The 22,358-nt window shown below is 53.6% G+C and carries 25 protein-coding genes; 21 read left to right on the top strand and 4 right to left on the bottom strand.

The genetic code is table 11. The features are described from left to right. Window positions 1-6 precede the first annotated feature (6 nt). From purH to DACE_RS13105, 6 genes are all read left to right on the top strand, one after another. Window positions 7-1,572 (top strand): bifunctional phosphoribosylaminoimidazolecarboxamide formyltransferase/IMP cyclohydrolase, encoded by a 1,566-nt coding sequence (gene purH / locus DACE_RS13130; RefSeq protein ID WP_006002013.1) that lies wholly within the window; start codon window positions 7-9, stop codon window positions 1,570-1,572. Between the two features lie 136 nt (window positions 1,573-1,708). Then, complete coding sequence (gene purD, locus DACE_RS13125; protein ID WP_006002011.1) at window positions 1,709-2,980, top strand: phosphoribosylamine--glycine ligase; 1,272 nt, start codon at window positions 1,709-1,711, stop codon at window positions 2,978-2,980. Between the two features lie 37 nt (window positions 2,981-3,017). Further along, entirely contained in the window at window positions 3,018-3,536 is a 519-nt protein-coding gene (gene purE, locus DACE_RS13120; protein WP_006002009.1) for a 5-(carboxyamino)imidazole ribonucleotide mutase, read from the top strand. A gap of 61 nt (window positions 3,537-3,597) precedes the next feature. Further along, on the top strand, window positions 3,598-4,962 hold the full coding sequence (resB, locus tag DACE_RS13115; RefSeq protein WP_006002007.1) for a cytochrome c biogenesis protein ResB: 1,365 nt from the start codon (window positions 3,598-3,600) through the stop codon (window positions 4,960-4,962). A 27-nt stretch (window positions 4,963-4,989) separates the two neighbouring features. Beyond that, on the top strand, window positions 4,990-5,844 hold the full coding sequence (ccsB, locus tag DACE_RS13110) for a c-type cytochrome biogenesis protein CcsB (protein ID WP_006002005.1): 855 nt from the start codon (window positions 4,990-4,992) through the stop codon (window positions 5,842-5,844). Between the two features lie 69 nt (window positions 5,845-5,913). Beyond that, window positions 5,914-6,696, top strand: a complete 783-nt coding sequence (locus DACE_RS13105) for a tRNA1(Val) (adenine(37)-N6)-methyltransferase (RefSeq protein ID WP_155809129.1) — start codon at window positions 5,914-5,916, stop codon at window positions 6,694-6,696. On the opposite strand, the gene DACE_RS13100 is transcribed toward DACE_RS13105, so the two are convergent. Together DACE_RS13100 and DACE_RS13095 are read right to left on the bottom strand one after the other, a co-directional pair. Beyond that, window positions 6,688-7,179, bottom strand: a complete 492-nt coding sequence (locus DACE_RS13100; RefSeq protein WP_006002001.1) for a DciA family protein — start codon at window positions 7,177-7,179, stop codon at window positions 6,688-6,690. The genes DACE_RS13105 and DACE_RS13100 overlap by 9 nt on opposite strands. Before the next feature lie 3 nt (window positions 7,180-7,182). Next, window positions 7,183-7,443: a hypothetical protein gene (locus DACE_RS13095; RefSeq protein WP_006001999.1), complete on the bottom strand. Its 261-nt coding sequence runs from the start codon at window positions 7,441-7,443 to the stop codon at window positions 7,183-7,185. A gap of 90 nt (window positions 7,444-7,533) precedes the next feature. Between DACE_RS13095 and DACE_RS13090 the strand changes: the two genes are divergently transcribed. From DACE_RS13090 to rsmI, 10 genes are all read left to right on the top strand, one after another. Then, a complete protein-coding gene (locus DACE_RS13090) occupies window positions 7,534-7,806 on the top strand; it encodes a putative Se/S carrier protein (RefSeq protein WP_006001997.1) in 273 nt (90 codons plus the stop codon). A 61-nt stretch (window positions 7,807-7,867) separates the two neighbouring features. Beyond that, a complete protein-coding gene (gene ffh, locus DACE_RS13085) occupies window positions 7,868-9,223 on the top strand; it encodes a signal recognition particle protein (RefSeq protein ID WP_006001996.1) in 1,356 nt (451 codons plus the stop codon). Between the two features lie 80 nt (window positions 9,224-9,303). Then, window positions 9,304-9,573 (top strand): 30S ribosomal protein S16, encoded by a 270-nt coding sequence (gene rpsP / locus DACE_RS13080; protein ID WP_006001995.1) that lies wholly within the window; start codon window positions 9,304-9,306, stop codon window positions 9,571-9,573. After that, window positions 9,536-10,117, top strand: a complete 582-nt coding sequence (gene rimM, locus DACE_RS13075) for a ribosome maturation factor RimM (protein ID WP_337442375.1) — start codon at window positions 9,536-9,538, stop codon at window positions 10,115-10,117. Before rpsP ends, rimM begins: the two co-directional genes overlap by 38 nt. Then, window positions 10,114-10,863, top strand: coding sequence for a tRNA (guanosine(37)-N1)-methyltransferase TrmD (trmD, locus tag DACE_RS13070; RefSeq protein WP_006001993.1), 750 nt, complete (start codon window positions 10,114-10,116; stop codon window positions 10,861-10,863). Before rimM ends, trmD begins: the two co-directional genes overlap by 4 nt. 27 nt (window positions 10,864-10,890) lie before the next feature. Continuing rightward, window positions 10,891-11,241, top strand: coding sequence for a 50S ribosomal protein L19 (gene rplS, locus DACE_RS13065; protein WP_040367444.1), 351 nt, complete (start codon window positions 10,891-10,893; stop codon window positions 11,239-11,241). Between the two features lie 207 nt (window positions 11,242-11,448). After that, entirely contained in the window at window positions 11,449-12,081 is a 633-nt protein-coding gene (locus DACE_RS13060) for a ribonuclease HII (protein WP_006001991.1), read from the top strand. Further along, window positions 12,078-12,443 carry a YraN family protein gene (locus tag DACE_RS13055; protein WP_006001990.1) on the top strand — a complete coding sequence of 122 codons (366 nt, stop codon included), beginning with the start codon at window positions 12,078-12,080 and terminating at the stop codon, window positions 12,441-12,443. The genes DACE_RS13060 and DACE_RS13055 overlap by 4 nt, the downstream gene beginning before the upstream one ends. A gap of 74 nt (window positions 12,444-12,517) precedes the next feature. Next, the gene (locus DACE_RS13050) at window positions 12,518-14,473 is read left to right on the top strand and encodes an NAD(+) synthase (protein WP_006001989.1); all 1,956 of its coding nucleotides are present in this window, start codon (window positions 12,518-12,520) and stop codon (window positions 14,471-14,473) included. After that, window positions 14,463-15,326 carry a 16S rRNA (cytidine(1402)-2'-O)-methyltransferase gene (gene rsmI / locus DACE_RS13045; RefSeq protein ID WP_006001988.1) on the top strand — a complete coding sequence of 288 codons (864 nt, stop codon included), beginning with the start codon at window positions 14,463-14,465 and terminating at the stop codon, window positions 15,324-15,326. The genes DACE_RS13050 and rsmI overlap by 11 nt, the downstream gene beginning before the upstream one ends. On the opposite strand, the gene DACE_RS13040 is transcribed toward rsmI, so the two are convergent. Next, window positions 15,320-15,598 (bottom strand): acylphosphatase, encoded by a 279-nt coding sequence (locus tag DACE_RS13040; RefSeq protein ID WP_006001987.1) that lies wholly within the window; start codon window positions 15,596-15,598, stop codon window positions 15,320-15,322. The genes rsmI and DACE_RS13040 overlap by 7 nt on opposite strands. Continuing rightward, entirely contained in the window at window positions 15,595-17,574 is a 1,980-nt protein-coding gene (locus DACE_RS13035) for a helix-hairpin-helix domain-containing protein (RefSeq protein WP_040367430.1), read from the bottom strand. The genes DACE_RS13040 and DACE_RS13035 overlap by 4 nt, the downstream gene beginning before the upstream one ends. Before the next feature lie 195 nt (window positions 17,575-17,769). On the opposite strand from DACE_RS13035, the gene DACE_RS13030 reads away from it, so the two are divergent. From DACE_RS13030 to DACE_RS13005, 5 genes are all read left to right on the top strand, one after another. After that, the gene (locus DACE_RS13030; RefSeq protein WP_006001985.1) at window positions 17,770-19,023 is read left to right on the top strand and encodes an HlyC/CorC family transporter; all 1,254 of its coding nucleotides are present in this window, start codon (window positions 17,770-17,772) and stop codon (window positions 19,021-19,023) included. A 1,254-nt stretch (window positions 19,024-20,277) separates the two neighbouring features. Next, window positions 20,278-20,721 (top strand): division/cell wall cluster transcriptional repressor MraZ, encoded by a 444-nt coding sequence (gene mraZ / locus DACE_RS13020; RefSeq protein ID WP_006001983.1) that lies wholly within the window; start codon window positions 20,278-20,280, stop codon window positions 20,719-20,721. Continuing rightward, window positions 20,721-21,677: a 16S rRNA (cytosine(1402)-N(4))-methyltransferase RsmH gene (gene rsmH, locus DACE_RS13015; protein WP_006001982.1), complete on the top strand. Its 957-nt coding sequence runs from the start codon at window positions 20,721-20,723 to the stop codon at window positions 21,675-21,677. Before mraZ ends, rsmH begins: the two co-directional genes overlap by 1 nt. Before the next feature lie 10 nt (window positions 21,678-21,687). Beyond that, complete coding sequence (locus DACE_RS13010; protein ID WP_006001981.1) at window positions 21,688-21,993, top strand: FtsB/FtsL family cell division protein; 306 nt, start codon at window positions 21,688-21,690, stop codon at window positions 21,991-21,993. Between the two features lie 18 nt (window positions 21,994-22,011). Then, window positions 22,012-22,302, top strand: coding sequence for a hypothetical protein (locus DACE_RS13005; protein WP_006001980.1), 291 nt, complete (start codon window positions 22,012-22,014; stop codon window positions 22,300-22,302). Window positions 22,303-22,358: the final 56 nt, after the last annotated feature.

The following is a 22,358-nucleotide window of genomic DNA, read 5'->3' as shown; positions in this document are numbered from 1 at the left end:
AGAATCATGGCCGTGATCAAACGTGCTCTTGTCAGTGTTTCCGACAAAACCGGTGTTGTCGACTTTGCCCGGGAACTCAGTTCGTATGGTGTTGAAATCCTCTCAACCGGCGGAACCGCTAAGTTGTTACGTGAAGAGGGGTTGAACGTCAAAGATGTTTCCGATTATACCGGGTTTCCAGAAATGCTCGATGGTCGGGTGAAAACACTGCATCCCAAAGTGCATGGCGGCCTGCTTGGCTTACGTGACAATGAAGATCATGTGGCGAAGATGGCAGAGCACGGCATTGAGCCGATCGATATGGTCGTGGTGAATCTCTACCCGTTTGAAGCCACGGTGGCCAAATCGGATTGTACACTGGTGGACGCCATTGAGAATATTGACATTGGTGGCCCGACCATGCTGCGCAGCGCCGCAAAAAACAACCGTTTTGTCACTGTCGTCGTGAATCATACCGACTATGCCACGGTGCTTGATGAGATGCGCCAGAATGAGGGGGCTGTTTCCGAACAGACCAACTTCAAGTTGGCGGTCAAGGTCTATCAGCATACGGCAGCCTATGATGGTGCCATTTCCAACTGGCTGGGCAACCGTATTGAGGAGGAGGTCACCACCTTCCCCAGCGCCCTGACATTGCAATTTCAGCAGAGCCAGGTGATGCGATACGGTGAAAACCCCCATCAGAATGCGGCATTCTATGTTGAGAAAAATGTGGCCGAAGCGTCCATTGCCACGGCCAAGCAGTTGCAGGGCAAGGAATTGTCCTATAACAATATCGGTGACACTGATGCCGCATTGGAGTGCGTCAAGCAATTCAGCGATGGTCCGGCCTGTGTCATTGTTAAACATGCCAATCCCTGTGGTGTGGCTGTTGGCAAAACTGCGCTGGAAGCCTATGAGCGTGCGTTCAGCACCGATCCTGAGTCGGCATTTGGCGGCATCATCGCGCTGAACTGCGCTCTGGATGGTGAAACTGCCAAAGCAATTGTTGATCATCAGTTCGTCGAGGTGATCATTGCCCCGACAGTGAGTGCTGAAGCCATCGAAATCGTCAAGGCCAAGAAAAATGTCCGTCTGCTTGAGTGTGGCCAATGGCCGGAAACTCCAGCAGATCGTTTTGAGTACAAGCGCGTCAATGGCGGACTGCTGGTGCAGGATGCCGACCATGCCCTGTATGATGATCTCAAGGTGGTGACCAAGCGTCAGCCCACTGAGCAGGAGATGAAGGACCTGCTGTTCACCTGGCGGGTGGCGAAATTCGTCAAGTCCAATGCCATTGTTTACGGCAAGGACGCCATGACCATCGGCGTCGGTGCCGGTCAGATGAGCCGGGTTAACTCGGCGCGCATTGCTGCCATCAAGGCGGACCATGCCGGGCTCGATGTCAAAGGCTCGGCTATGGCCTCGGACGCCTTCTTCCCGTTTCGTGACGGATTGGACAATGCCGCGGCCGTTGGTGTCACTGCGGTGATCCAGCCGGGTGGCTCGATCCGTGATGAAGAGGTGATTGCCGCAGCGGATGAGCATGGTATTGCCATGGTGTTTACCGGTATGCGTCATTTCCGTCACTAATTTTATTGTTCAGTAATGACCTCCGGAGGGGTAGCCCTTCCGGAGGTCTCATGTATCGGGCTCCCGTTGTCGGGGGCCCAAGTGGTATTTAGGACCCGGTCAAGTCGGGCGATAAAACACAAAGGATTGGATCGTTATGAAAATTCTCGTCGTTGGTGGGGGCGGTCGTGAACACGCTCTGGTGTGGAAAATAGCCCAATCTCCTCTGGTTGAAAAAGTTTACTGCGCCCCGGGGAATCCCGGTATGAAGGAACTGGCCGAAACTGTGCATTTGGCGGTTGATAATATCGACGGCCTGTGTGATTTTGCCATAAAAGAGCAGATTGACCTGACGGTTGTCGGGCCGGAGTTGCCACTGACGCTGGGAATTGTCGACCGCTTCAAAGCGCAGGGGCTGGCGATCTTTGGTCCGAGCAAGGCTGCAGCACAGATTGAGGGCAGCAAGGGTTTCTCCAAGGATCTGATGGCCAAGTACGGTATCAAGACAGCGGCCTATGAATCCTTTACCGATCGCGATGCCGCCGCAGCCTATATTCGTCAACAGGGTGCTCCTATTGTGGTTAAGGTTGATGGCCTGGCAGCGGGTAAAGGTGTCATTCTGGCGCAGACTGTCGATGAAGCCATTGCCGCTGTGGATGACATCCTGGTGAAGAAGACATTTGGCGATGCCGGTGATGCCGTGGTCGTGGAAGAGTTTCTGACTGGCGAAGAAGCGTCCTTCTTTGCCTTTACCGATGGCAAAAATATCCTGCCTTTGGCGTCGTCTCAAGATCACAAGCAGATCTTTGATGGCGATAAAGGCCCCAACACCGGTGGTATGGGAGCGTACTCCCCGGCTCCGGTTGTTACGGACGCGCTGTATCAGCGTATTGTCGATGAAGTGGTGCAACCTACTATTGACGGTATGGCTGCCGAAGGTTGTCCGTATTGCGGAATCCTGTTTGTCGGCTTGATGATTGAAAACGACGACTTCAAGGTGCTCGAATTTAATGCTCGTTTTGGTGATCCTGAGTGTCAGCCACTGTTGTCACGGATGAAATCGGATGTGGTGCCGGTGCTGCTTGATTGTGCGCGTGGCGAACTAACCACCAAGGCGCTGGAATGGTATGACCGTGCTGCGGTGTGTGTGGTTCTGGCGGCCGGTGGTTATCCCGCCAGCTACAGCAAGGGCGATGTAATCGAAGGGATCGACGCCGCCAATGCCGTTGATGGTGTTCGGGTGTTCCATGCCGGCACTGCGGAACAGGATGGCCGAATTGTCACTGCTGGTGGCCGGGTGCTCGGTGTCACCGGTTGGGGCGAGACCGTCGCTGTGGCCATCGACAAAGCATACGAAGGTGCAGACAAAATTCAGTGGAACGGCATGCAGATGCGCCGTGATATCGGCCAGAAGGCCCTGAAACGATAACAACAGAAACGTAACAATAACAAGGATCGACAGACACATGACGCAACAACCCGCAATTGGTATTTTGATGGGCAGTGATTCCGACTATGACGTGATGGTCGAGGCTGCCAAGGTTCTCAAGTCGTTTGATGTCCCTTTTGAGATGATTGTCAGCAGTGCCCACCGTTCACCAGAGCGCACCGCTGATTATGCCTCAACAGCGATGTCCCGTGGTGTCAAGGCACTGATTGTCGGTGCCGGTGCTGCTGCACATCTGGCCGGAGTGGTTGCTTCGGAAACCACCCTGCCGATCATTGGTGTACCCATCGACAGTTCGGCGCTCAAGGGGTTGGATGCTCTACTAGCGACAGTGCAGATGCCGGGTGGCATTCCCGTGGCGACCATGGCTATTGGTAAGGCCGGTGCCAAAAATGCCGGGATCTTCGCTGTGCAGCTATTGGCCCTTTCCGACAGCGATCTGGCGGAAAAACTGGTCACGTCACGTCAGGAGATGGCTCAAGGTGTAGCGAACAAGAGTGACAAACTGCAACAGCGGCTTGCCGCTGACGGGCTGTAATCATTCAGCCACAATAGGCGATTCATTTTCCGCCATTTTTTTAACGTAAAGGAGACACGACTTGAGTGTAAAGCAGCGTGGCTTTTTCGGTAGGTTGTGGGACTTTTTCTGCTCCCTCAAGCTGACCATTTTTATTCTGATTGCCCTGGCAATCACCTCAATCATCGGTACGGTGATTCAGCAGAATCTGTCCCGTCAGGAATACCTGCGGGTGTTCAGTGAAGACACCTATCGGGTGTTGGACAGCCTGCAGTTTTTTGATATGTACCACTCCTGGTGGTTTATCGGTTTGTTGCTGCTGTTTTGTGTCAACCTGACCTGTTGCTCGATTAAGCGTCTCCCTCGGGTATGGCGTCTGGTGCATAATCCCTCCGTGACGCCCAGCGAACAGATGCTCAAAGCGTTTTCGAACGTGGATGAGAAGTTGGTCAAAGGGGATCTGCCGACACTGCTTGATCGTATGAAGGCATTTGTTGGTGCTGAGTTTGCTACGGCGCAGGTGAATGAAAAGGACGGCAGCACGTATCTGTATGCTGAAAAAGCAAAATATGCCCGCTTTGGTGTCTATGTTACCCACCTGTCGATCCTGATCATCTTTCTTGGTGCGATTATCGGCAACCTCTACGGCTATAAGGCGTTTGTCAATATCCCTGAAGGGGGTGAATCGGATCGGGTGTGGATGCGCAACGGTCAGACCTCAATCCCTCTTGGTTTCTCAGTGCGCTGTGAAGACTTCTCCGTGGAATTTTACGGTAATTCACAACGGCCCAAAGAATACGAAAGTATCCTGACCGTCATCGATCAAGGTGAAACGGTGATCGAAAACCGTCACATTGAGGTCAATGATCCCTTAAGCTATAAGGGGATTACCTTCTACCAGTCGAGCTACGGCCCGGCCGGTGATGAAGTGATCTCCATCAAGGTCAAGGTTCGCGGAGAGGATAAAGTCGATGCTTTTTCACTGCATCGGGGCCAATTGGTCGAGTTGCCCAGCGGAGATCGCCTGCGTATTGCCGATTTTACTCCCATGTTTCGTAATTTTGGCCCTGCTGCACGTCTCGAAGTGCTGCCCAAGGAGGGGGAAGCACGTGTGGTGACTCTCTTCAAAAACTTCCCCAAATTCGATGAAGAGCGTGGCGGTGACTATATTTTCACTCTGGTTGATTTTGACCAGTTATACTATACCGGCTTGCAGGTCACCAAAGATCCTGGTGTCTGGGTTGTCTGGGTGGGTTGCACTCTGATGATTGTCGGTTGTCTGGTGGCGTTTTTCATTTCGCACCGTCGTATGTGGGTGGTGCTGACCCCTCAGGATAACGGCAAAATTGGTGTACGCCTGGTCGGTTCGGCGCATCGCAATCAGCCGGCCTTTGAGCTGTACTTTGACGAATTAAAAAAGAAATTTCGTGACGCGCTTTCTGCCTAACAAGCGGTCGCGAGGAGGATTAAATTTATGACAAGTGGTCAGTTGTTCAATATGGTAACCATTGGCTATTTTGCCGCCATGGTGCTGTTCATCGCTTATCTGGCAACCCGTAGTGATATGGTGGCGAAGCTGGCCACTCTGTTGTCGCTGGTCGGGTTCGTTGCTCAGACGTGTGCGATTGGTCTGCGCTGGTATGAAACCTACCAGATCCCTGGTGGTGCCGGTTATGCGCCGTTGTCCAATCTGTATGAGTCGGTGGTGTTCTTTTCTTGGACGATTCTGCTGATTTATCTGTTGATTGATTGGAAATATAAGCAGCGTTCTGTCGGAGCGTTTGTTCTGCCGTTTGCTTTTTTGGCCATGACCTGGGCGCAACTGCGACTCGATTCCACCATTTCACCGCTGGTTCCGGCGTTGCAGAGTAACTGGTTAACCTATCATGTTATTACCTGCTTTCTCGGTTATGCCGCTTTTGCCGTAGCTTGCGGTGTGTCGATCATGTACCTGATCAAAGTGGGTAAGGAATCTCCCGACTCGGATGCGCCTGCTGGCGGCATTGTTGGTCTGTTCCCCAGTGCCAAGATTCTTGATGACCTTAACTACAAGGCCATCATGATCGGCTTTCCCCTGCTGTCTCTCGGGATTATTACTGGGGCGGCTTGGGCAAACTACGCTTGGGGTACCTATTGGAGCTGGGACCCCAAGGAGACCTGGAGTCTGATTGTTTGGTTTATTTACGCTGCGTTTCTGCATGCCCGCATTACTCGCGGCTGGGCTGGTCGCAAGGCGGCGATTCTGTCGATTGTTGGTTTTGCCGCAACAATTTTCTGCTATCTTGGCGTCAATCTGTTGCTGGCCGGACTTCATTCTTACGGTTCGTAACCGTTGGCAATACAGTGATTCACAAGGAGAGCGGTGTCCCGCTCTCCTTTTTTTATCTTGGATTTTCCGATGACACACCTGGTTTTGGCTGACAATGAAACCCTGGATCGACTTGATGGTCTCGGTGTGGACATTGTTCAGCACCGCGATGGCTATCGCTTCTCCATTGATCCGGTGTTGCTGACTGATTTCTGCCGACCGCGTCAGCGCGAACGGGTTGTTGATCTTGGTTGTGGCAGTGCCGTGATGGCCCTGATTCTGGCACGTGCTTTCCCCTCGCTGTCCGTGGTTGCACTGGAGTTACAGGCTGCACAGGTGGCACGCGCCCGTAAGAGTGTCGTTCTGAATGGCCTTGAAGGCCGGATAGACGTTCAGCAGACCGATGTGCGAGAGGTGCCGTCGGCATGGCATGGTGATTTTGATCTGGTGGTGTGTAACCCGCCGTTTCGACCCTTGGGGCAGGGACGCTGCTCACAGGGAGATGAACGCGCAGTCTCGCGCCACGAAGTTTCCGGCGGATTGGATGCGTTTGTGCGGGGGGCAGCCGTGTTGCTTAAACATGGCGGACGTCTGTCCATGGTTCATCTGGCTGAACGCAGTGCCGAACTGATGGTCGCTCTAAGCTGCCACGGGCTTGCCGTCAAGCGGTTGCGTTATGTTCACAGTCGTCAGGGCAGCCCGGCCCGATTGGTTCTGGTTGAGGGGCGTAAGGGGGGGCAGCCTGGTGTCACTATTGAAGCGCCACTCTATCTGTATCGCGACCGCAAGTCGCAGTCGCCAGAAACCGGGCAACGTGATCGCTATAGTGAAGAAGTGGAGCAGATCTATGCGGGACGTATGTGTTCAGGATAATTTGTCGCGTGCGTTGTCGAGCTGACGTTGGCGGGTGAAAAAATCACGCATGGCTTGACGGGTTTCGTCGTCGTTGATGGCGGCGACCAGTTGGTCAATCTCTTGCAGTTCTGACGCATCAAGTTCCGGCAGGATGATTTTTTCTGTGGTCTTGATCTCCTGTTGGGCCGGTTTGCCGCGGCGGAAAAACATGTCTTTGAGGGGTGTGTCGCCCAGTTCGGCGTTAAGCCGTTCCAGCAGCCGTGGTTTGAGGAGTTGCAACTGTTGCATCCACACCGGATGGCTGACGCGCACTTCAAGGATGTTGTCTCGGATTCGCAGTGGGCTGGCCTGGGCGGCGATCTGTGGGCCGACACACTCTTTCCAGATCAGCCATACCCGGTGTTGCTCGATTTTGTCGGCGATGCCGAGTTGGGAGAACAGTCCTTCGATAATGTTGCGTGCCGTGGACAGGGATTTTTTTCCGGAAGATCGTTTTGCCATGGGTCAAACGCGGTCAGCCCGTTTGCGCAGACGTCCCCCCACCAGTTGACCAATCACGGCACAACTCAGGGTGAACGGGATGACGCGCCAGCTGAACCCGTAATGATGGCGCAGGGTAAAAAGAAATGGGATCGACAGATGGATATACAGCATCCATAATGCGGAGCGTTTAGCCACACCTTGGCGCAGATAGCCCAGCGGAATATTGCTGAACAGGGCAACGCTGAGCAGGATTATCATTGAACTGGTCGTTTCGGTCATCATTGAGCCTGAAAAAAGGGAAGAAACAAATTGTTAGGGCCACCATAGCCAGTTGTGGCGAGACTGTCAATTTAAGTCAAAGGGTTTACATATATGAAAATGGTTGAAGAGCATCACCGGCTCATCATATTTAATTCCATTCACCGGGTGATGCTGGCGGAGATACGTCTTCAGGAAAAGTTTGATATTCTTCTTATTCCGGTGCCGCGGGCTCTGTCAAGTGATTGTGGTATGGTGATTCGCTTTGATTGTAAAGATCAGGAAGGCATTGTTCTGTTGCTCACCCAACTTGGTCTGAAGCCGTTCACCATCTATGCGCCACAACATGAGGATGACGCCTTTGTTGAGGTCGGTGAATTTTCTTGACAACCCTTGACCGGGTAACTATAGTCCACTATTTGCGACTTTAGCAGACGCAGGGATAGCTATGTTCGATAACCTGACAGATAAATTTGACGCCGTTTTCAAGAAACTCAGTGGTAAAGGTCGCCTGACCGAGAGCCATGTTGATGAGGCCATGCGCGAAGTGCGTCTGGTGCTTCTTGAAGCGGATGTCAATTTCAAAGTAGTCAAAGATTTCGTCGCCGCCGTGCGTGAGCGGGCGGTCGGCACCGATGTGCTCAAAAGCCTGACCCCGGCACAACAGGTCATCAAGATTGTTCGTGACGAACTGGGTCGTCTGATGGGCGAGGGCGACAACGCAGCGCTTGACCTGGCTGCGCAACCACCGGTGCCGATTATGCTGTGCGGTCTGCAGGGGGCGGGTAAAACGACCACCTGTGGTAAGCTGGCGTTACAGCTGCGTCGTGATAAGCGCGATCCATTGTTGGTGCCGGCGGATATCTACCGTCCGGCCGCGATTGAGCAATTGAAAACTCTCGGCCGCCAACTCGGCGTTGCCGTGTTTGATACCCAGCCCGGTGACGATCCGGTGTCCATTTGTGAACAGGCGCGTGAGTTTGCCCGTCTCAATGGCCATGACACCCTGATTCTCGATACTGCCGGCCGTCTGCATATCGACAGCGAGTTGATGGATGAGCTGGGTCGGATCAACGACGCATTGCAGCCGCGCGAGATTCTGTTTGTGGCTGATGCCATGACTGGTCAGGATGCGGTCAATGTCGTCAAAAGTTTTGACGAGAAGCTCGACATTACCGGTGTGGTTCTCACCAAACTTGATGGTGATGCGCGTGGTGGTGCCGCGCTGTCTGTGCGTGCTGTTACCGGCAAGCCGATTAAATTCGTTGGTATGGGGGAGAAAATGGATGCCCTTGAGGTATTCCATCCCGACCGTATGGCTCAACGGATTCTCGGCATGGGTGATGTGCTGTCCCTGATCGAAAAGGCTGAGGCCGCCATCGATAAAGACGACGCCGCGCGCATGGAAAAGAAAATGCGTAAAGAGGGTTTCACGCTGGAAACCTTCCGCGATCAGTTGCAGATGGTCAAAAAAATGGGTTCCATGGAATCGTTGATGAAAATGATTCCCGGTGCCGGAAAAGCGATGAAAAAAGCCGGTGGTATGCAATTGCCGGATAAAGAGCTTAAACGCATTGAGGCGATTATCGGTTCGATGACACCGGCTGAGCGTAACAACCATAAAATGATTAATGGTTCACGTCGTCTGCGTATTGCCAAAGGCAGTGGCACCCGTATTCAGGATGTCAATCAACTGCTTAAGCGCTTTACCGAAGCGCAGAAGATGATGAAAAAAATGCAGAAAATGGGTCCCAAAGGTCTTAAAGGGCTCATGGGCGGCGGTGGCAACGGTCTGCCCTTTTAAGGGACGCCCGATTTGCCCTTAGTCAAACGTTTTAAGATGCCTGATGAGCAGGCATCCATTCATAGAGAGGAACAAGAAACATGTCCGTAAAAATCAGATTGGCCCGTGGTGGTGCTAAGAAGAAACCTTTTTACCAGATTGTTGTCGCGGACGAGCGTTGTCCCCGTGACGGTCGTTACATCGAAAACCTTGGTCAGTACAATCCCCTCGTTGAGCCGAAAATGGTGGCTCTCAACGAAGAACGCGCACTGGCTTGGCTGAACAAGGGGGCGCAACCCTCTGAAACTGTTCGCCAAATTCTGCGCCAGGAAGGTGTCTGGGAAAAATTCACCCAAAAGCCGGTTGCATAAGCTGGTAAACACGGTGAGCGCAACATCCCAACACCTGTTTCATGCTGGAACGATTATTGGGACCCACGGATTGCGTGGGGATATGAAAATACGACCTGTGACTTCCGGGTCGCAGGCATTGCTTGAAGCAACGCAGGTTGAACTGGTCTGCCGGGACAATCGCCGTGTTGTTGCCGATGTGACGAAAAGCTCCTGGCACAAACAGCAGATTCTGCTGGTGCTCAAGGGGTTTGAACACATCAATAAGATTGAGTCGTTTGTCGGGGCTGAGGTGTATATGGCTGTGGATGAACTTCCCGATCTGGACGAAGACAGCCATTACTGGCACCAACTGGAAGGGTTGCAGGTGGTGGACAAGCGGGCTGGAAAGCTTGGAGTTCTGACGTCACTTCTCGAAACCGGGGCACATGATGTGTATGTTGTTGAAGGTCCCCATGGTGAAGTGATGTTTCCGGCAGTGGCCGCCCTGATCACGGAGATTGATCTGGATCGGGGGGTGATTCAAGTCGATTTGCCGGATGGCCTGGTTGAGGTCAACGAATGAAATTCGAGGTTGTGACATTATTTCCGGAGATGTTTGATTCTCCGTTTGCCGGTAGTATTATCGGTAAAGCTGTTGCAAAAGGACTGGTTCAAATCACGGCGCATCCGTTGCGTGATTGGGCCGAAGGCCGTCATCAGGTCACTGATGATACCCCGTATGGGGGTGGCGATGGAATGGTGATGAAGCCCGAGCCTTTATGTCGCGCCATCCAGAGTCTTAAACAACAGCACCCTCGAGCACGTGTGCTGATGATGTCCCCACAGGGACAGCGATTCACTCAGCAGCGGGCGGCTCAATTGGCTGAAGAGGAAAGTCTGATTTTTCTCTGTGGTCGTTATGAAGGGTTCGACGAGCGTGTGCGCAGCTACGTTGATGAGGAATATTCCATCGGTGACTTTGTATTGACCGGTGGTGAATTACCCGCCATGGTGATTATTGATGCTGTGGCACGATTGGTACCTGGGGTTCTGGGGAGTCAGGGCAGTGCCGAAGCGGATTCGTTTTCGGATGGCCTGTTGGAACATCCCCACTATACGCGCCCGGCTGAATTTGAGGGGCGCAAGGTTCCCGAGGTGCTGTTGTCTGGCGATCATGCACGGATCGCCGCCTGGCGACGCAGCCAGCAGTTGCTCAGAACACTGCAGCGGCGGCCGGATTTGCTGGAACATGTCTCGTTGACGGAACAGGATCGGGTGGAGTTGGAACAGCACCGCCAGATGTTGCGTCAGGAGAAAAAAGATAAATAACGAATTTGACAGATAAACAAGGAGGCAATGATGAACATTGTTGAACAGATTGGCAACGAGCAGATGAAACAGGATATCCCCCAATTCAAGGCGGGTGATACTCTGCGCGTTCACGTAAAAATTGTTGAAGGTGACAAACAGCGTATCCAGGTTTTTCAGGGGATGTGCATCAAACGTGTCAACCGTGGTATCGGTTCCACCTTTACCGTTCGCAAGATCTCCAGCGGCATGGGCGTTGAGCGGATTTTCCCGCTGCATTCACCGATGCTCGATAAGATCGAGGTTGTTACGGTAGGTCGCGTACGTCGCGCCAAGCTTTACTACCTGCGTCAACTGCAAGGTAAAGCGGCTCGTATTCGCGAGATCCGTCAGAACTAATTCAAAAGAGTCCCGCAGAGCACTGCTCTGCGGGACTCTTTTGCGTCTCTCTGAGTTTTGCAAAAAGCCGTCCGTTGCTTTTTACGAATAGCTCTTTTCCCTCGGGATTTATCCTTAGCGGTTTTGCTCCGCCTGCCCTATACTGGTGACCACGAAGTTGTTGAACAGTGATCACGATGACAGGGTGTTGTGCCAAGGAGTTGAAACGTGACTTTATCCTTGTTCGATGATGATCTCATCGATCCGACCTATTTTGAACGTCAGTTGCGCCGCCAGGGAACCACTCTGGTCGCCGGTATTGATGAAGCCGGACGAGGTCCGTTGGCCGGGCCTGTTGTGGCCGCTGCCGTTATTCTTCCTGAGCACTTTGATCTTCCCGGTCTGAACGACTCAAAAAAACTCACCGAAAAAAAACGCGAACAGTTGTTTGGTCCCATACGTCAGCAGGCCCTCGCCGTCGGCGTTGGCTTTGCTCATGCCGAAGAGATTGATGAGATCAATATCCTGCAGGCCACAGTACAGTCCATGTGCCGGGCTGTTGCGCGCCTTAAAGTGACGCCGCAACACCTGCTGATTGACGGTATCACGCCGTTGCCGTTATCCATCGACCAGCAAACCATCAAAAAAGGTGACTCACGCTCGCTTTCTGTGGCGGCGGCTTCAGTCATTGCCAAAGTGGTGCGTGACCGGATGATGAAGGTGTATGCGCGGCACTATCCTGACTACGGTTTTGAAGGTCATAAAGGTTACGGCAGTGCCCGTCATCGCCAGTTGATCGCTGAGCACGGCCCCTGTCCGCTTCATCGCAAGACCTTTGGCGGAGTACGGGAGCATCTGTGACTCAGCAGCGGTTGACATTGGGCCGCTGGGGAGAACAGCAGGCCGCTGATTATTTGCGCCGCCGTCTCTACCGGATTGTTACCTGTAACTATCGCTGTCATTACGGTGAGATTGATCTGATTGTCCGACGTGGAAAAACATTGGCTTTTGTTGAGGTGAAAACCCGCAAAAGTCGCTGCTATGGAACCCCACAGGAAGCGGTGACACCACGTAAACAGCAGCAAATTATTGCCACGGCCCAGCATTATTTGACAACCCAGCAACCGTCAACGCAGACGGTGCGATTCGATGTGATTGCCATCAATGTGGATGGCGACAAAACGCAGATTAATCATATTGTTGATGCGTTTGAGCTCCATTGAACCAATGGCATTGATCCGTTGCTGAGCTTCACTGGCTTTTTCGCAGCCCGTTAACCATCTCGCAGGAAATGAGTATGAACAAAACACAGATTGCCCGTTTTGGCTATTTTCGACTGGCCGTGGCGTCGGTTGAGCACCGTATCGCCGACCTCGAATTTAATGCTGAACAGATTACATCAGCGGCATTGCGCGCCAAAAAACAGGGCTGCCATTGCGTGGTTTTCCCTGAATTGAGTTTGACCGGTTACGGTTGTGGTGACCTGTTTTTTCAGTCCATTTTGCTTGAGCGCACCCGCCAGGTGTTGGGCGATCTGAAAAAGATGACCCGCCATGAGCAGATGATCCTCATTGTCGGAGCGCCCATTGCTCAAGGGGGCCGACTGTTCAATTGTGCTGTGGTGATCAGTGGTGGCGAGATCCTCGGCGTGGTGCCGAAAAACTTTCTGCCCAACACCCAGGAATTTTATGAGGAGCGCTGGTTTTCTGCGGCGGCTGATCGCACTGCCGATGAGATCTCTTTGTGTGGTGCGATGGTGCCGTTTGGCGATGATCTGCTGTTTCGCCAGAAGGAGTTGCCGGGCTGTGTTCTTGGTGTCGAAATCTGTGAAGACGGCTGGGTGGCTAATCCCCCCAGTGGCCAGATGGCGGTGGCCGGAGCCACGGTTTTGGTCAATCTATCGGCCAGTCCGGAAATTCTTGGCAAGCAGGATTATCGGCGGCAACTGGTGCAGTCACAATCGGCCCGGTGCCTGGCGGCCTATGCCTATGCTTCGGCTGGACCCGGCGAATCGAGCACCGATCTGGTGTTTTCCGGTCATTCGTTGATTGCTGAGAACGGCCAACTGCTGGCAGAAACCGAACGTTTCAGTTTTGCCACGCAATTGGCGATTGGTGATGTGGATATTGACCGACTGTACAATGAGCGCCATAAGAATAACAGTTTTGCCGCCAGTTCCGCCCAGAACGCGTATCGCAAGATTGAATTCAATTGCGCAGAGCATGCACATACGCCGTTGCACCGGCCGTTGCCGTGCCATCCGTTTGTGCCGGCCAATCTGAATGAACGCGATCAGCGCTGTGAAGAGATCTTTGCTCTGCAGACAACGGCGTTGGCTAAGCGGCTTAACCATATCGGTGTTCGCAATGTGGTGATCGGAATTTCCGGTGGCCTGGACTCAACCCTGGCCTTGCTGGTCACGGTCAAAGCCTTTGAAAAGCTTGATCTTGACCCTCAAGGGATTACGGCGGTCACCATGCCCGGTTTTGGCACGACAACGCGCACCCGGGGTAATGCTGAGTCGCTGATTGACCTGTTGGGGGCCCAGTGTCGGATTATCTCCATTGATGCGGCAGTGCGTCAGCACTTCGCCGATATTGGCCACGATGAGTCGGTCCACAACATCACCTATGAAAACAGCCAGGCGCGGGAACGCACTCAGTTGCTGATGGATATCGCCAATCAGGTGGGTGGTATTGTTATCGGTACTGGGGATCTGTCGGAGTTGGCCTTGGGTTGGTGCACCTATAATGCTGACCATATGTCCATGTATGGGGTGAACTGCGGGGTGCCGAAAACCCTGGTGCGTTACCTGGTGTCTTGGTGTGCGCAGGCCAGCTTTTGCGGTGAAACCCGTCGCGTGCTTGAAGATATCTGTGCAACGCCGGTGTCGCCGGAATTGCTACCGCCGGATGAAGCCGGGGAGATCAGTCAGGTGACTGAGGATCATGTCGGCCCATATGAGTTGCACGATTTTTACCTGTTCCAGGTGGTGCGCCATCAGTTCGCACCGCGTAAGGTGTTCTTCCTTGCCCGCCAGGCCTTTGCTGAGCGCTACGACGATGCGACATTGCTGAAGTGGCTGCAGGTATTTTTCCGGCGCTTCTTCTCGCAGCAGTTCAAGCGCTCCTGTTTGCCTGACGGGCCCAAGGTCGGTAGTGTCGCCTTGTCGCCACGCGGTGACTGGCGTATGCCCAGCGATGCCTGTGTGCAACTGTGGTTGGATGAATTGGAGGGCTTGCATGTCGGATAGTGTACCTTTCGGGGCACTTTATGTGGTGGCAACGCCCATTGGCAATCTGGAGGATATGACTTTTCGCGCTATCCGGGTACTTAAGGACGTTTCGCTGATCGCGGCTGAGGATACCCGCCATAGTCGTCGGTTATGCACCCACTTCGGTATTGAGACCCCTTTGACCTCATGTTTTGAACATAATGAGGCACGCAAGGGGGATTATCTGATCCAACGGTTGCAGCGTGGTGAAGATATTGCTCTGATCAGTGATGCCGGAACTCCGGCGATTTCCGACCCCGGCAGTCTGTTGGTGCAGCGGTGTTGCGAGGCCGGCATTGTTGTTCATCCCGTACCGGGGGCCAGTGCCTGTGTTGCGGCTCTGTCCATGGCCGGGCTGCCGACGGATCGGTTTTGCTTCGAAGGATTTCTGCCGGCTAAGCAACAGGCGCGACGCCAGGCTTTGCAATGCTTTGTCGCAGAACAACGCACCATGGTGTTTTATGAAGCGCCGCACCGTCTGATTAACTTTCTCGGCGATGTCATTGAAGTGTTGGGTGAAGAGCGGCAACTGGTGGTGGTACGTGAGCTGACCAAATTGCATGAAGAACGGGTTGGCGGAACGGCCCGTGAGGTGCTGGAGTATTTTTCACAGGGTAAAGTGCGTGGCGAGATTGTTGTCTTGTTGGCTCCGGCTGAGCCGCAGCCCATTGAAGAGAGTGTCGAAGAGTCCTTGTTGCGTGAGTTGAGGGACACCGACCAGCCGATGAAGGTGGTAGCCAAACAGGTGGCTAAGCTGCATGGCCTCAGTGGCAGCGAGGTCTATGCGCTGGCCGTCCAGCTTAGAGAGAAGGGCCAACTCGACCCTCAATAGCGAATCGAAAAGCTGCCGAATTCGCCGGTGTGCGCGGACAGGCTCATGTTGACTTTATCGACCTGGGCGCGTGATGGCCCCTGCTGACAGCAGTTGATCAGGTGGCGGATATCCCCTTCTTCCCCTTCAACAACCACCTCGACATCGCCATCCGTGCAATTGCGAGCCCAACCGGTCAGGGCAAAAGAGGTGGCGCTTTGTTGGACAAAATTGCGGTAACCCACACCTTGAACCCGTCCGGAAATGCGTAGCGTTGCGCGAATCAGATTCATGACTGCTCCTTAGCTGAAGAGATGGTTGTGCCGATTAGTTTAAGGTACTGCTCTTCGGTGAGAATTTCCACCCCTTTACTCGTTGCGGCGTTCAGTTTGCTGGCGCCGACCTTGTCTCCGGTGACCAAGTAGTCGGTTTTACCCGTCACAGAAGCTCCCACCTTGGCGCCAAGCTTTTTGGCTTCGGCCTTCATGTCGTCACGGCTGCCGTGGGTCATGGTGCCGGTGAAAACCAGCAGTTTTCCGGCGATCGGGTTCAATGCACCACTGGCCTGCAACTCGCTGACCAGAGGCGTGCGCTGCAGATTGAACCCGAGGGCCTGCAATTTGTCAAAGAGTGGACGGATGCGGGCGAACCCTTTGACCACCACCTCCGCAGTTCTCTCGGCAAAACCTTCGATGGCGACAATCTGTTCCTCGCTGAGTTCGAAGATCTCCTCCAGACGATGATGGCCGAGCAGGCGTTCACAGTTGCCGCCACCCATGCGAAAGACGCCAAAGGCAGCGAGAAAGCGCCAGTCCTCTATGACTTCATGGCGACTGCGTTGCAGTTCGTTGACCAGGTTTTCCGACTGTTTTGGGCCGAAGCCCATCCCTTCAAGCTGATCAGCCTGTAGGCCATACACCGCATCGATGGTGCGGATATTGTTGGTATACAGTTTTTCGATGGTCGCCGGACCAAAGCCGTCGATGTTGCCTAATGTACGGAAAAAATGCTCAATTGTGTGGCTGATCTGCGCCGGACAACCGGTGTTGTTGGGACAGTACAGGTAGTCGCTGTCCCAGAACAGCTCCGTATCGCAACTGGGGCAGGAGGCCGGGATCTGCGGTTCAACCGCCTTGACCACGTCAATGATCTTGGGGATCACTTCGCCGCTGCGGGTTAGCTCAATGACGGCATCGGGCCCGATCCCCTTGTCACGGACCATGCCGTAATGATGAGCGGTAGCGCGTTGGATCAGGGCACCACTGAGCCGGGTCGGTTCCACTTCGGCCACAGGGTTGACCCGCCCAGAGCGCGATGTCTGTGGCACCACCTGGAGGACTTTGACCTCGGCTTTTTCCTGATTCTGTTTGTAGGCGATCTGCCAGCGGTGATGATGGCGGGTGGCGCCCATGTAGGTTTTTAGTTCGTCATCGGTAATCTCAATAACGATGCCGTCCATGTCGTAATCGAGGCTGGCGCGCAGTTCTCGGCTTAGGGCGGCAACAGAATCGATCAGATCATCACTACGGCGCACACGGTACGGCAGGGTGGAAAAGGGGTAGAAAACCACCGCCTGGTTGCCAAGGGCTTGTTCTACGGCGGGCTCCAACGCCTTTTCTTTGACAACACTGGCCTGAAAGTTACGTGGGTTTTCATAGTCCTGAGCCAGATTGGCGGCAAAATAACTGCGCTGGACAACAATCTCCCCGGCGCCCAATCCACGTGGCTGATTGTTGGCGACGACCAGGCCGCGCTCAAACGCCCGGGTGATATCGGTGCCGCGGCGACCATCGCCACGTGTGTAGAGTCGGTCACCGTCATCGAAAGCTGCAAAGCCATCCAGCTTAGGGGTGATGCGAAACTGCAGCCCCGCTGGGTCGCGGCCAATCTCGTTTGCCGCTTTATGGATGCGTTTCAACCAATCGCTTAACTCCTTGTCCGTGTAGGCTTTTTCCGTCGAGAGCATGCGTGCAGGAAGCTCAACGGTTTTGCCCGTGAACTTTGGTTCCGGTTCAACGGTGTGGAGAAACGGATGACTTGGTTGGCGCGTCTTCAGTTCAGCCAAGGCAATATGGTCGTAATCGTGGTCGGAGATCAATGGTTGACCATCGCGGTAGAAGCTGTTGGCAATGGTCAGGAACTCGACAAGCTCAGCATCGTCCAGTTGTGTGATTGTTTGTGGTTGTTGCTGCAGGGTAAACAGGCGTTGCAGGCTCAGGTGTTCAAAGGTGAGCTGCTTCAGGGCATCTTTCTGGGCTTGTGTCAGCATGTGGCCGTGATCGTCTAAAAAAGGGTTGGGGTGATGAAACTTGGTTGAAGGCGAATTTGCCGATATTGTTGAGGTTCGTCTGACGTATGTCAATTGTTTTTCCCGCAGGGCTGAGCTAAGATGCTCCGCAGTGATGTGTCCTGCAGATTTTGATGGAATGACGGGGCCTGCTAAGAGGGCCGATATGGGGAAAATATGACGGAAGACCAGTGGTACCGCCTGGCAACGATGGGCGTGTTGTTTATTATGTCGGCATTTTTTTCTGGGTCGGAGACCGCGCTTCTGGCGATTGATCGGTTGCGGGTTAAATACCTGGTAGAAAAAAAACGCCGCGGTGCCCAGGAGTTGGAGAAGCTCCTCGACAATCCCGAATGGTTGTTGGGTGGCATTCTGGTGGGGAATAACCTGGTCAATATCGCCTTGTCGGTATTTGCTACCACTTTTTTTGTGGAACTCTATGGGGATTATGGCGATCTGTTGACCATCCTTGTGCTCACCCCGCTGTTGCTGATTGTTTCCGAGGTGTGTCCAAAAACCTATGCTGCCCGCCGTGCCGAACAGGTGTCGTTTCGTGTGTTGCGGCCTATTCGAGGGATTTTGTGGGTTCTGTCGCCGGTGATCTGGTTGGTCACTGGTCTGTCCAGTCTGGTCACGCGACTGTTCAAGGTAGATTCTTCAGCCAGTATCCTGTCGGCCGATGAGATTAAAACCATGATTGCCATCGGTGCTAAGTCTGGCACTCTGGCTGGTGAACAACGGCGCATGCTCGACGGTGTGTTTGAGTTGTCGCAATTGCGGGTGCGCGATCTGATGATTCCACGCACTGAAGTGAAGGGGGTCGAGGTGGATGCCCCGTTTCAGGACTTGCTCGACGAAGTCAAACGATCGACTCATTCGCGCTTTCCCGTCTATAAGGACACCCTCGACAACATTATGGGGGTGATTCACTCCAAGGATGTGTTGCGCTTTGTTGACTGTCCGCACAACTTCAATATGCGCGAGGTGATGCGTCGTCCCTACTTTGTCCCCGAAGCCAAGCAGGTCGAAGCTTTATTGCTGGCGTTTCGCCGCCGTCGCATTCATCTGGCCGTGGTGCTGGACGAATATGGCGGCGTGGAGGGGATTGTGACTCTGGAGGATGTTCTTGAAGAGATCGTCGGCGAGATCCGTGATGAGTATGATCAGGAAGAATCCGGCATCACCCCGATCACACCGCAGCGTTTTCTGGTGGAAGGTGGTGTCGGTCTGCGTCAGGTTAATCGTCATGTCGGACTGCATTTGTCGGAAGAGGATGCTACAACTCTGGCCGGTCTGATGCTGCGTTGTCTTGGTCAAATTCCCCAAGAGGGCGATCAGTGTGTCATCGGTGACGTAACCTTAATTGCCAGGAAGGTGGATCAGCGACGGATTGATCAAATTGAACTCTGTTTGCCTGCTGCGGAGAAGTGATGGCCGTTTGATTCTCTGTGGTTCGCGTATTGTCACAAATTGCTCTGGCAAACATCATTCGCCCGCGATGTCGGCAAAACTCGCCCAGTCTGCATCAGTCCTCAAACAGGTTGCCGACAACCATCGCGCTGACGTTCATTGCATTCGGTGCTGCTGAACGGGAGAGCTGGGTTGCTCAATAACAAACCCAGACAGGGTGGGCACTGCCCACCCGTTTAATCGGTGCCACGGAAGAAATAGAGTGCAACGTCAAACCGTTATCAACGTTTTACGCCAAAAATGATAAGTTGCACGATTCGTCGACCTAAAGGGCGGCGAGCCGAATCCGTGAAGCATCACGGAAACAGATGCATTGTCGGTTAATCCAGGTCCAGGAGGTGTTCAAGCTGGCTTTTGCATACTTTTGAGCGGCCAGTCAAAAGTATGTCGGCTGCCGGGACGAAACCCGGCGACCTTGACTTTAATCTTGATCTTTAGTGGTTCGTTATACGGAACTGATCGCGCTGGCAAACTTCATCCGCTCGTAATGTTGGTACCCACGTGACGTGGGCTTCCGCGCCCACACCTCGGGCCACATTTTGCGTCGACAAAAGTGGCGCAAAATCGACTCCCGACCATTGCACCCTACGGGTTCCCTCTCTCCATTCTCTTACACCGCGATGTCGGCAAAACTCGCTAGCGCTCAAACAGGTTGCCGACAACCATCGCGCTGACGTTCATTGCATTCGGTGCTGCTGAACGGGAGAGCTTGGTTGCAAAATAACAAACCCAGGCAGGGTGGGCACTGCCCAACCGCTTTCTCGGACCCCTGGGAAGACTAGAGAGTAGCGTTACCTCGTTATAGGATGATGAGTTGCATGATTTGCCGAGCTCAAGGGAGGTGAGCCGAATCTGTAAAGCATCGCGCAAAAAGAACTTATTGTCGGCTGCCGGGACGAGACCCGGCGGTTTTGACTTTTGTCTTGATCCTCTGTGGTCCGTTTATCTCATTTTCAAAAAGCAGATGAACCTTTGGGCTGAAACACCATCTGGCAGGGCGGTGTTTTTTTTACGTCTTTTTTCTGTCGAAATCCCGTCTTTCTCCGCCGAAACTGCATTCTTTTTCAGACTGTTTTCCTCGAAAAATCAACTATTAGCACCCAGTGTCAAACTTTTTATAAAAAACTTTGAATTTCTTGACAGTGTTGTAGTGAGGGGGTATATTTTGCCCTGTATGTGTAAAAAGGTGTGGAAACGGGACACAAAAGGGGCGTTATGAGTTTTTCCGGGACATTCTTCAACAACATCGATCCGAAAGGACGTTTGAGCATCCCCGCCAAAATGCGTGGACTGCTGGCGGACGTCTACGGCGATGAAGAGTTGGTGGTGACCCGGCGTAAAGATGCCCTGGTAGCATACCCCACATCGGAATGGACCAAAATCAAGGCTCGGGTGGATGCCATGCCCAATGGTGACGCTAAGGACCTGATTTACCGTAACCGGATCAGTCCCGCGATTGACTGTGGTTTTGACCGCCAGGGACGCATTGCCATACCGCCGTCACTGCGCAGTCTGGCCATGTTTGAAAAAGAGATCGTTGTCGTCGGCATGGCTAACAAAATCGAATTGTGGAGCCAGGCTCGCTTCAACGAACAGATGCAGGAATCTGAGGCTCAACTTGAAACCTTGAAAGCCGAACTCGGCGATCTGGGCTTCTAATGGCTGATAACGATTTTGTCCATCAGTCGGTATTGCCGACGGAAACCTTGGAGTTGCTTGACCTGCATGCCGGTGACACGGTGCTTGATGGCACCTTGGGCGGGGCGGGTCATTCCCGCTTGATCCTCGAAGCCACAGCGCCCAACGGTGTGTTGATCGGTCTGGACCGGGACCATGATGCCCTGGCCAATGGAGCTGAAGTGCTGGCAGCGTATGGAGATCGGGTCATCCTACGCCATGCCAATTTCGCAGATGCGAATCAGGTGGTTGAAGAGCTGGGGCTCGATGGATTAAACGGCATGTTGCTCGATCTCGGTGTTTCCTCCTATCAGTTGGATCAGGCCGAGCGGGGGTTCTCGTTCCGGGCGGATGCACCGCTGGATATGCGCATGGACCAGCAGGGTGATGAAACTGCCGCCGACGTTGTCAATACAGCAACGGTGGAAGAGCTGACCCTGATCTTTAAAAAATACGGTGAGGAACGCTGGGCCGGAAGAATTGCCCGACGCATTGAGCGGATCCGCCAGCAGACACCGATCACCACAACGTTTCAATTGGCCGAATTGGTCAAGGAGACGGTTCCCGGTGGGCGGGTGCCGGCGCGAATCCACCCGGCGACCCGTGTATTTCAGGCGTTGCGGATTCGGGTGAACGATGAACTTGACAGTGTTGCCAAAGGTGTTGAACAGGGCATCGGTCTGCTGAAACCCGGCGGGGTTTTGGCGGTGATCAGCTTTCATTCGCTCGAAGACCGGATTGTTAAAAATATTTTCAGACATCGTGCTTCACCGTGTGTGTGCCCACCGCGGTTGCCGATGTGTGCATGTGGCAAGAAAGCTGACGTCGAAGTGTTGACGCGGCGAGGCGTTCGCGCCAGCGAGACGGAGATTGCGGAGAATCCCCGTTCACGCAGCGCAGTTTTAAGAGCGGTTCGCCGGCTGGATGTAACCGGATAGGGAGTAAACCATGATTGATATTGCCTGGCCAAGAAGTGGGGTGAGTTTCACCCGTCCCAGGGTATCGACGATTCTGGCAGCGATTGCCATTCTCATGGTTGTCGGAGTATTCCACGTCTGGTTGCGGATGGAAGTGACACGCTGTGAGTACGAGGTGTCGACGTTGGAAAAGAACATTCGTGCCGAGGAGTACGAATTCAAGACACTGGAAGTTGCTTTGGGCAAGCTGACCAATCCCCGACAATTGCAGAGAGTTGCCACCTCTCGTCTGGGATTGCACGAACCACAGGCCAACCAGGTTGTTACTGTTAAGTAGGGAGTAAGGAGTAGGGAGATGAACAGAGACTACGCGGAAAAACAGGATTTGTGGGCAGAGATGAGTGAGTTGTGGACTGTACGCCAGACCCGCAAGCGCAAAGCGCGTCTTGGTGTCATGGCAGCTGTTTCCGTGCTGATTATGGCCGGAGCGTTTGTCTACAACGTTTCCACAACATCTCAGGACCCAATGTATCTGCAGGTACAGGGGAACCAATTAGGGATGGAGAAGTCCGTCAACGCATCGTCCGCACCGGACGTCGACCAGCGGGAAAAGCGCGTTGAGTTCACGGAAACGCTCTCTATCTGATAACGCTCCCCGACGTAAACCAGCACATCCACATCAGGAAGCCAAAGCGGTTCGCC

It is taken from the genome of Desulfuromonas acetoxidans DSM 684 (assembly GCF_000167355.1).
Taxonomy (GTDB): Bacteria; Desulfobacterota; Desulfuromonadia; order Desulfuromonadales; family Desulfuromonadaceae; genus Desulfuromonas; species Desulfuromonas acetoxidans.
This window is presented reverse-complemented; position numbering and strand designations above follow the sequence as displayed.

Bases quoted from the DNA above. Each gene is read 5' to 3' on its own strand.
- purH (WP_006002013.1), top strand. From the start codon at position 7: ATGGCCGTGATCAAACGTGCTCTTGTCAGTGTTTCCGACAAAACCGGT.
- purD (WP_006002011.1), top strand. From the start codon at position 1,709: ATGAAAATTCTCGTCGTTGGTGGGGGCGGTCGTGAACACGCTCTGGTG.
- purE (WP_006002009.1), top strand. From the start codon at position 3,018: ATGACGCAACAACCCGCAATTGGTATTTTGATGGGCAGTGATTCCGAC.
- ccsB (WP_006002005.1), top strand. From the start codon at position 4,990: ATGACAAGTGGTCAGTTGTTCAATATGGTAACCATTGGCTATTTTGCC.
- DACE_RS13105 (WP_155809129.1), top strand. From the start codon at position 5,914: ATGACACACCTGGTTTTGGCTGACAATGAAACCCTGGATCGACTTGAT.
- DACE_RS13100 (WP_006002001.1), bottom strand. From the start codon at position 7,179: ATGGCAAAACGATCTTCCGGAAAAAAATCCCTGTCCACGGCACGCAAC.
- DACE_RS13095 (WP_006001999.1), bottom strand. From the start codon at position 7,443: ATGATGACCGAAACGACCAGTTCAATGATAATCCTGCTCAGCGTTGCC.
- DACE_RS13090 (WP_006001997.1), top strand. From the start codon at position 7,534: ATGAAAATGGTTGAAGAGCATCACCGGCTCATCATATTTAATTCCATT.
- ffh (WP_006001996.1), top strand. From the start codon at position 7,868: ATGTTCGATAACCTGACAGATAAATTTGACGCCGTTTTCAAGAAACTC.
- rpsP (WP_006001995.1), top strand. From the start codon at position 9,304: ATGTCCGTAAAAATCAGATTGGCCCGTGGTGGTGCTAAGAAGAAACCT.
- trmD (WP_006001993.1), top strand. From the start codon at position 10,114: ATGAAATTCGAGGTTGTGACATTATTTCCGGAGATGTTTGATTCTCCG.
- rplS (WP_040367444.1), top strand. From the start codon at position 10,891: ATGATGAACATTGTTGAACAGATTGGCAACGAGCAGATGAAACAGGAT.
- DACE_RS13050 (WP_006001989.1), top strand. From the start codon at position 12,518: ATGAACAAAACACAGATTGCCCGTTTTGGCTATTTTCGACTGGCCGTG.
- rsmI (WP_006001988.1), top strand. From the start codon at position 14,463: ATGTCGGATAGTGTACCTTTCGGGGCACTTTATGTGGTGGCAACGCCC.
- DACE_RS13040 (WP_006001987.1), bottom strand. From the start codon at position 15,598: ATGAATCTGATTCGCGCAACGCTACGCATTTCCGGACGGGTTCAAGGT.
- DACE_RS13035 (WP_040367430.1), bottom strand. From the start codon at position 17,574: ATGCTGACACAAGCCCAGAAAGATGCCCTGAAGCAGCTCACCTTTGAA.
- DACE_RS13030 (WP_006001985.1), top strand. From the start codon at position 17,770: ATGACGGAAGACCAGTGGTACCGCCTGGCAACGATGGGCGTGTTGTTT.
- mraZ (WP_006001983.1), top strand. From the start codon at position 20,278: ATGAGTTTTTCCGGGACATTCTTCAACAACATCGATCCGAAAGGACGT.
- rsmH (WP_006001982.1), top strand. From the start codon at position 20,721: ATGGCTGATAACGATTTTGTCCATCAGTCGGTATTGCCGACGGAAACC.
- DACE_RS13010 (WP_006001981.1), top strand. From the start codon at position 21,688: ATGATTGATATTGCCTGGCCAAGAAGTGGGGTGAGTTTCACCCGTCCC.
- DACE_RS13005 (WP_006001980.1), top strand. From the start codon at position 22,012: ATGAACAGAGACTACGCGGAAAAACAGGATTTGTGGGCAGAGATGAGT.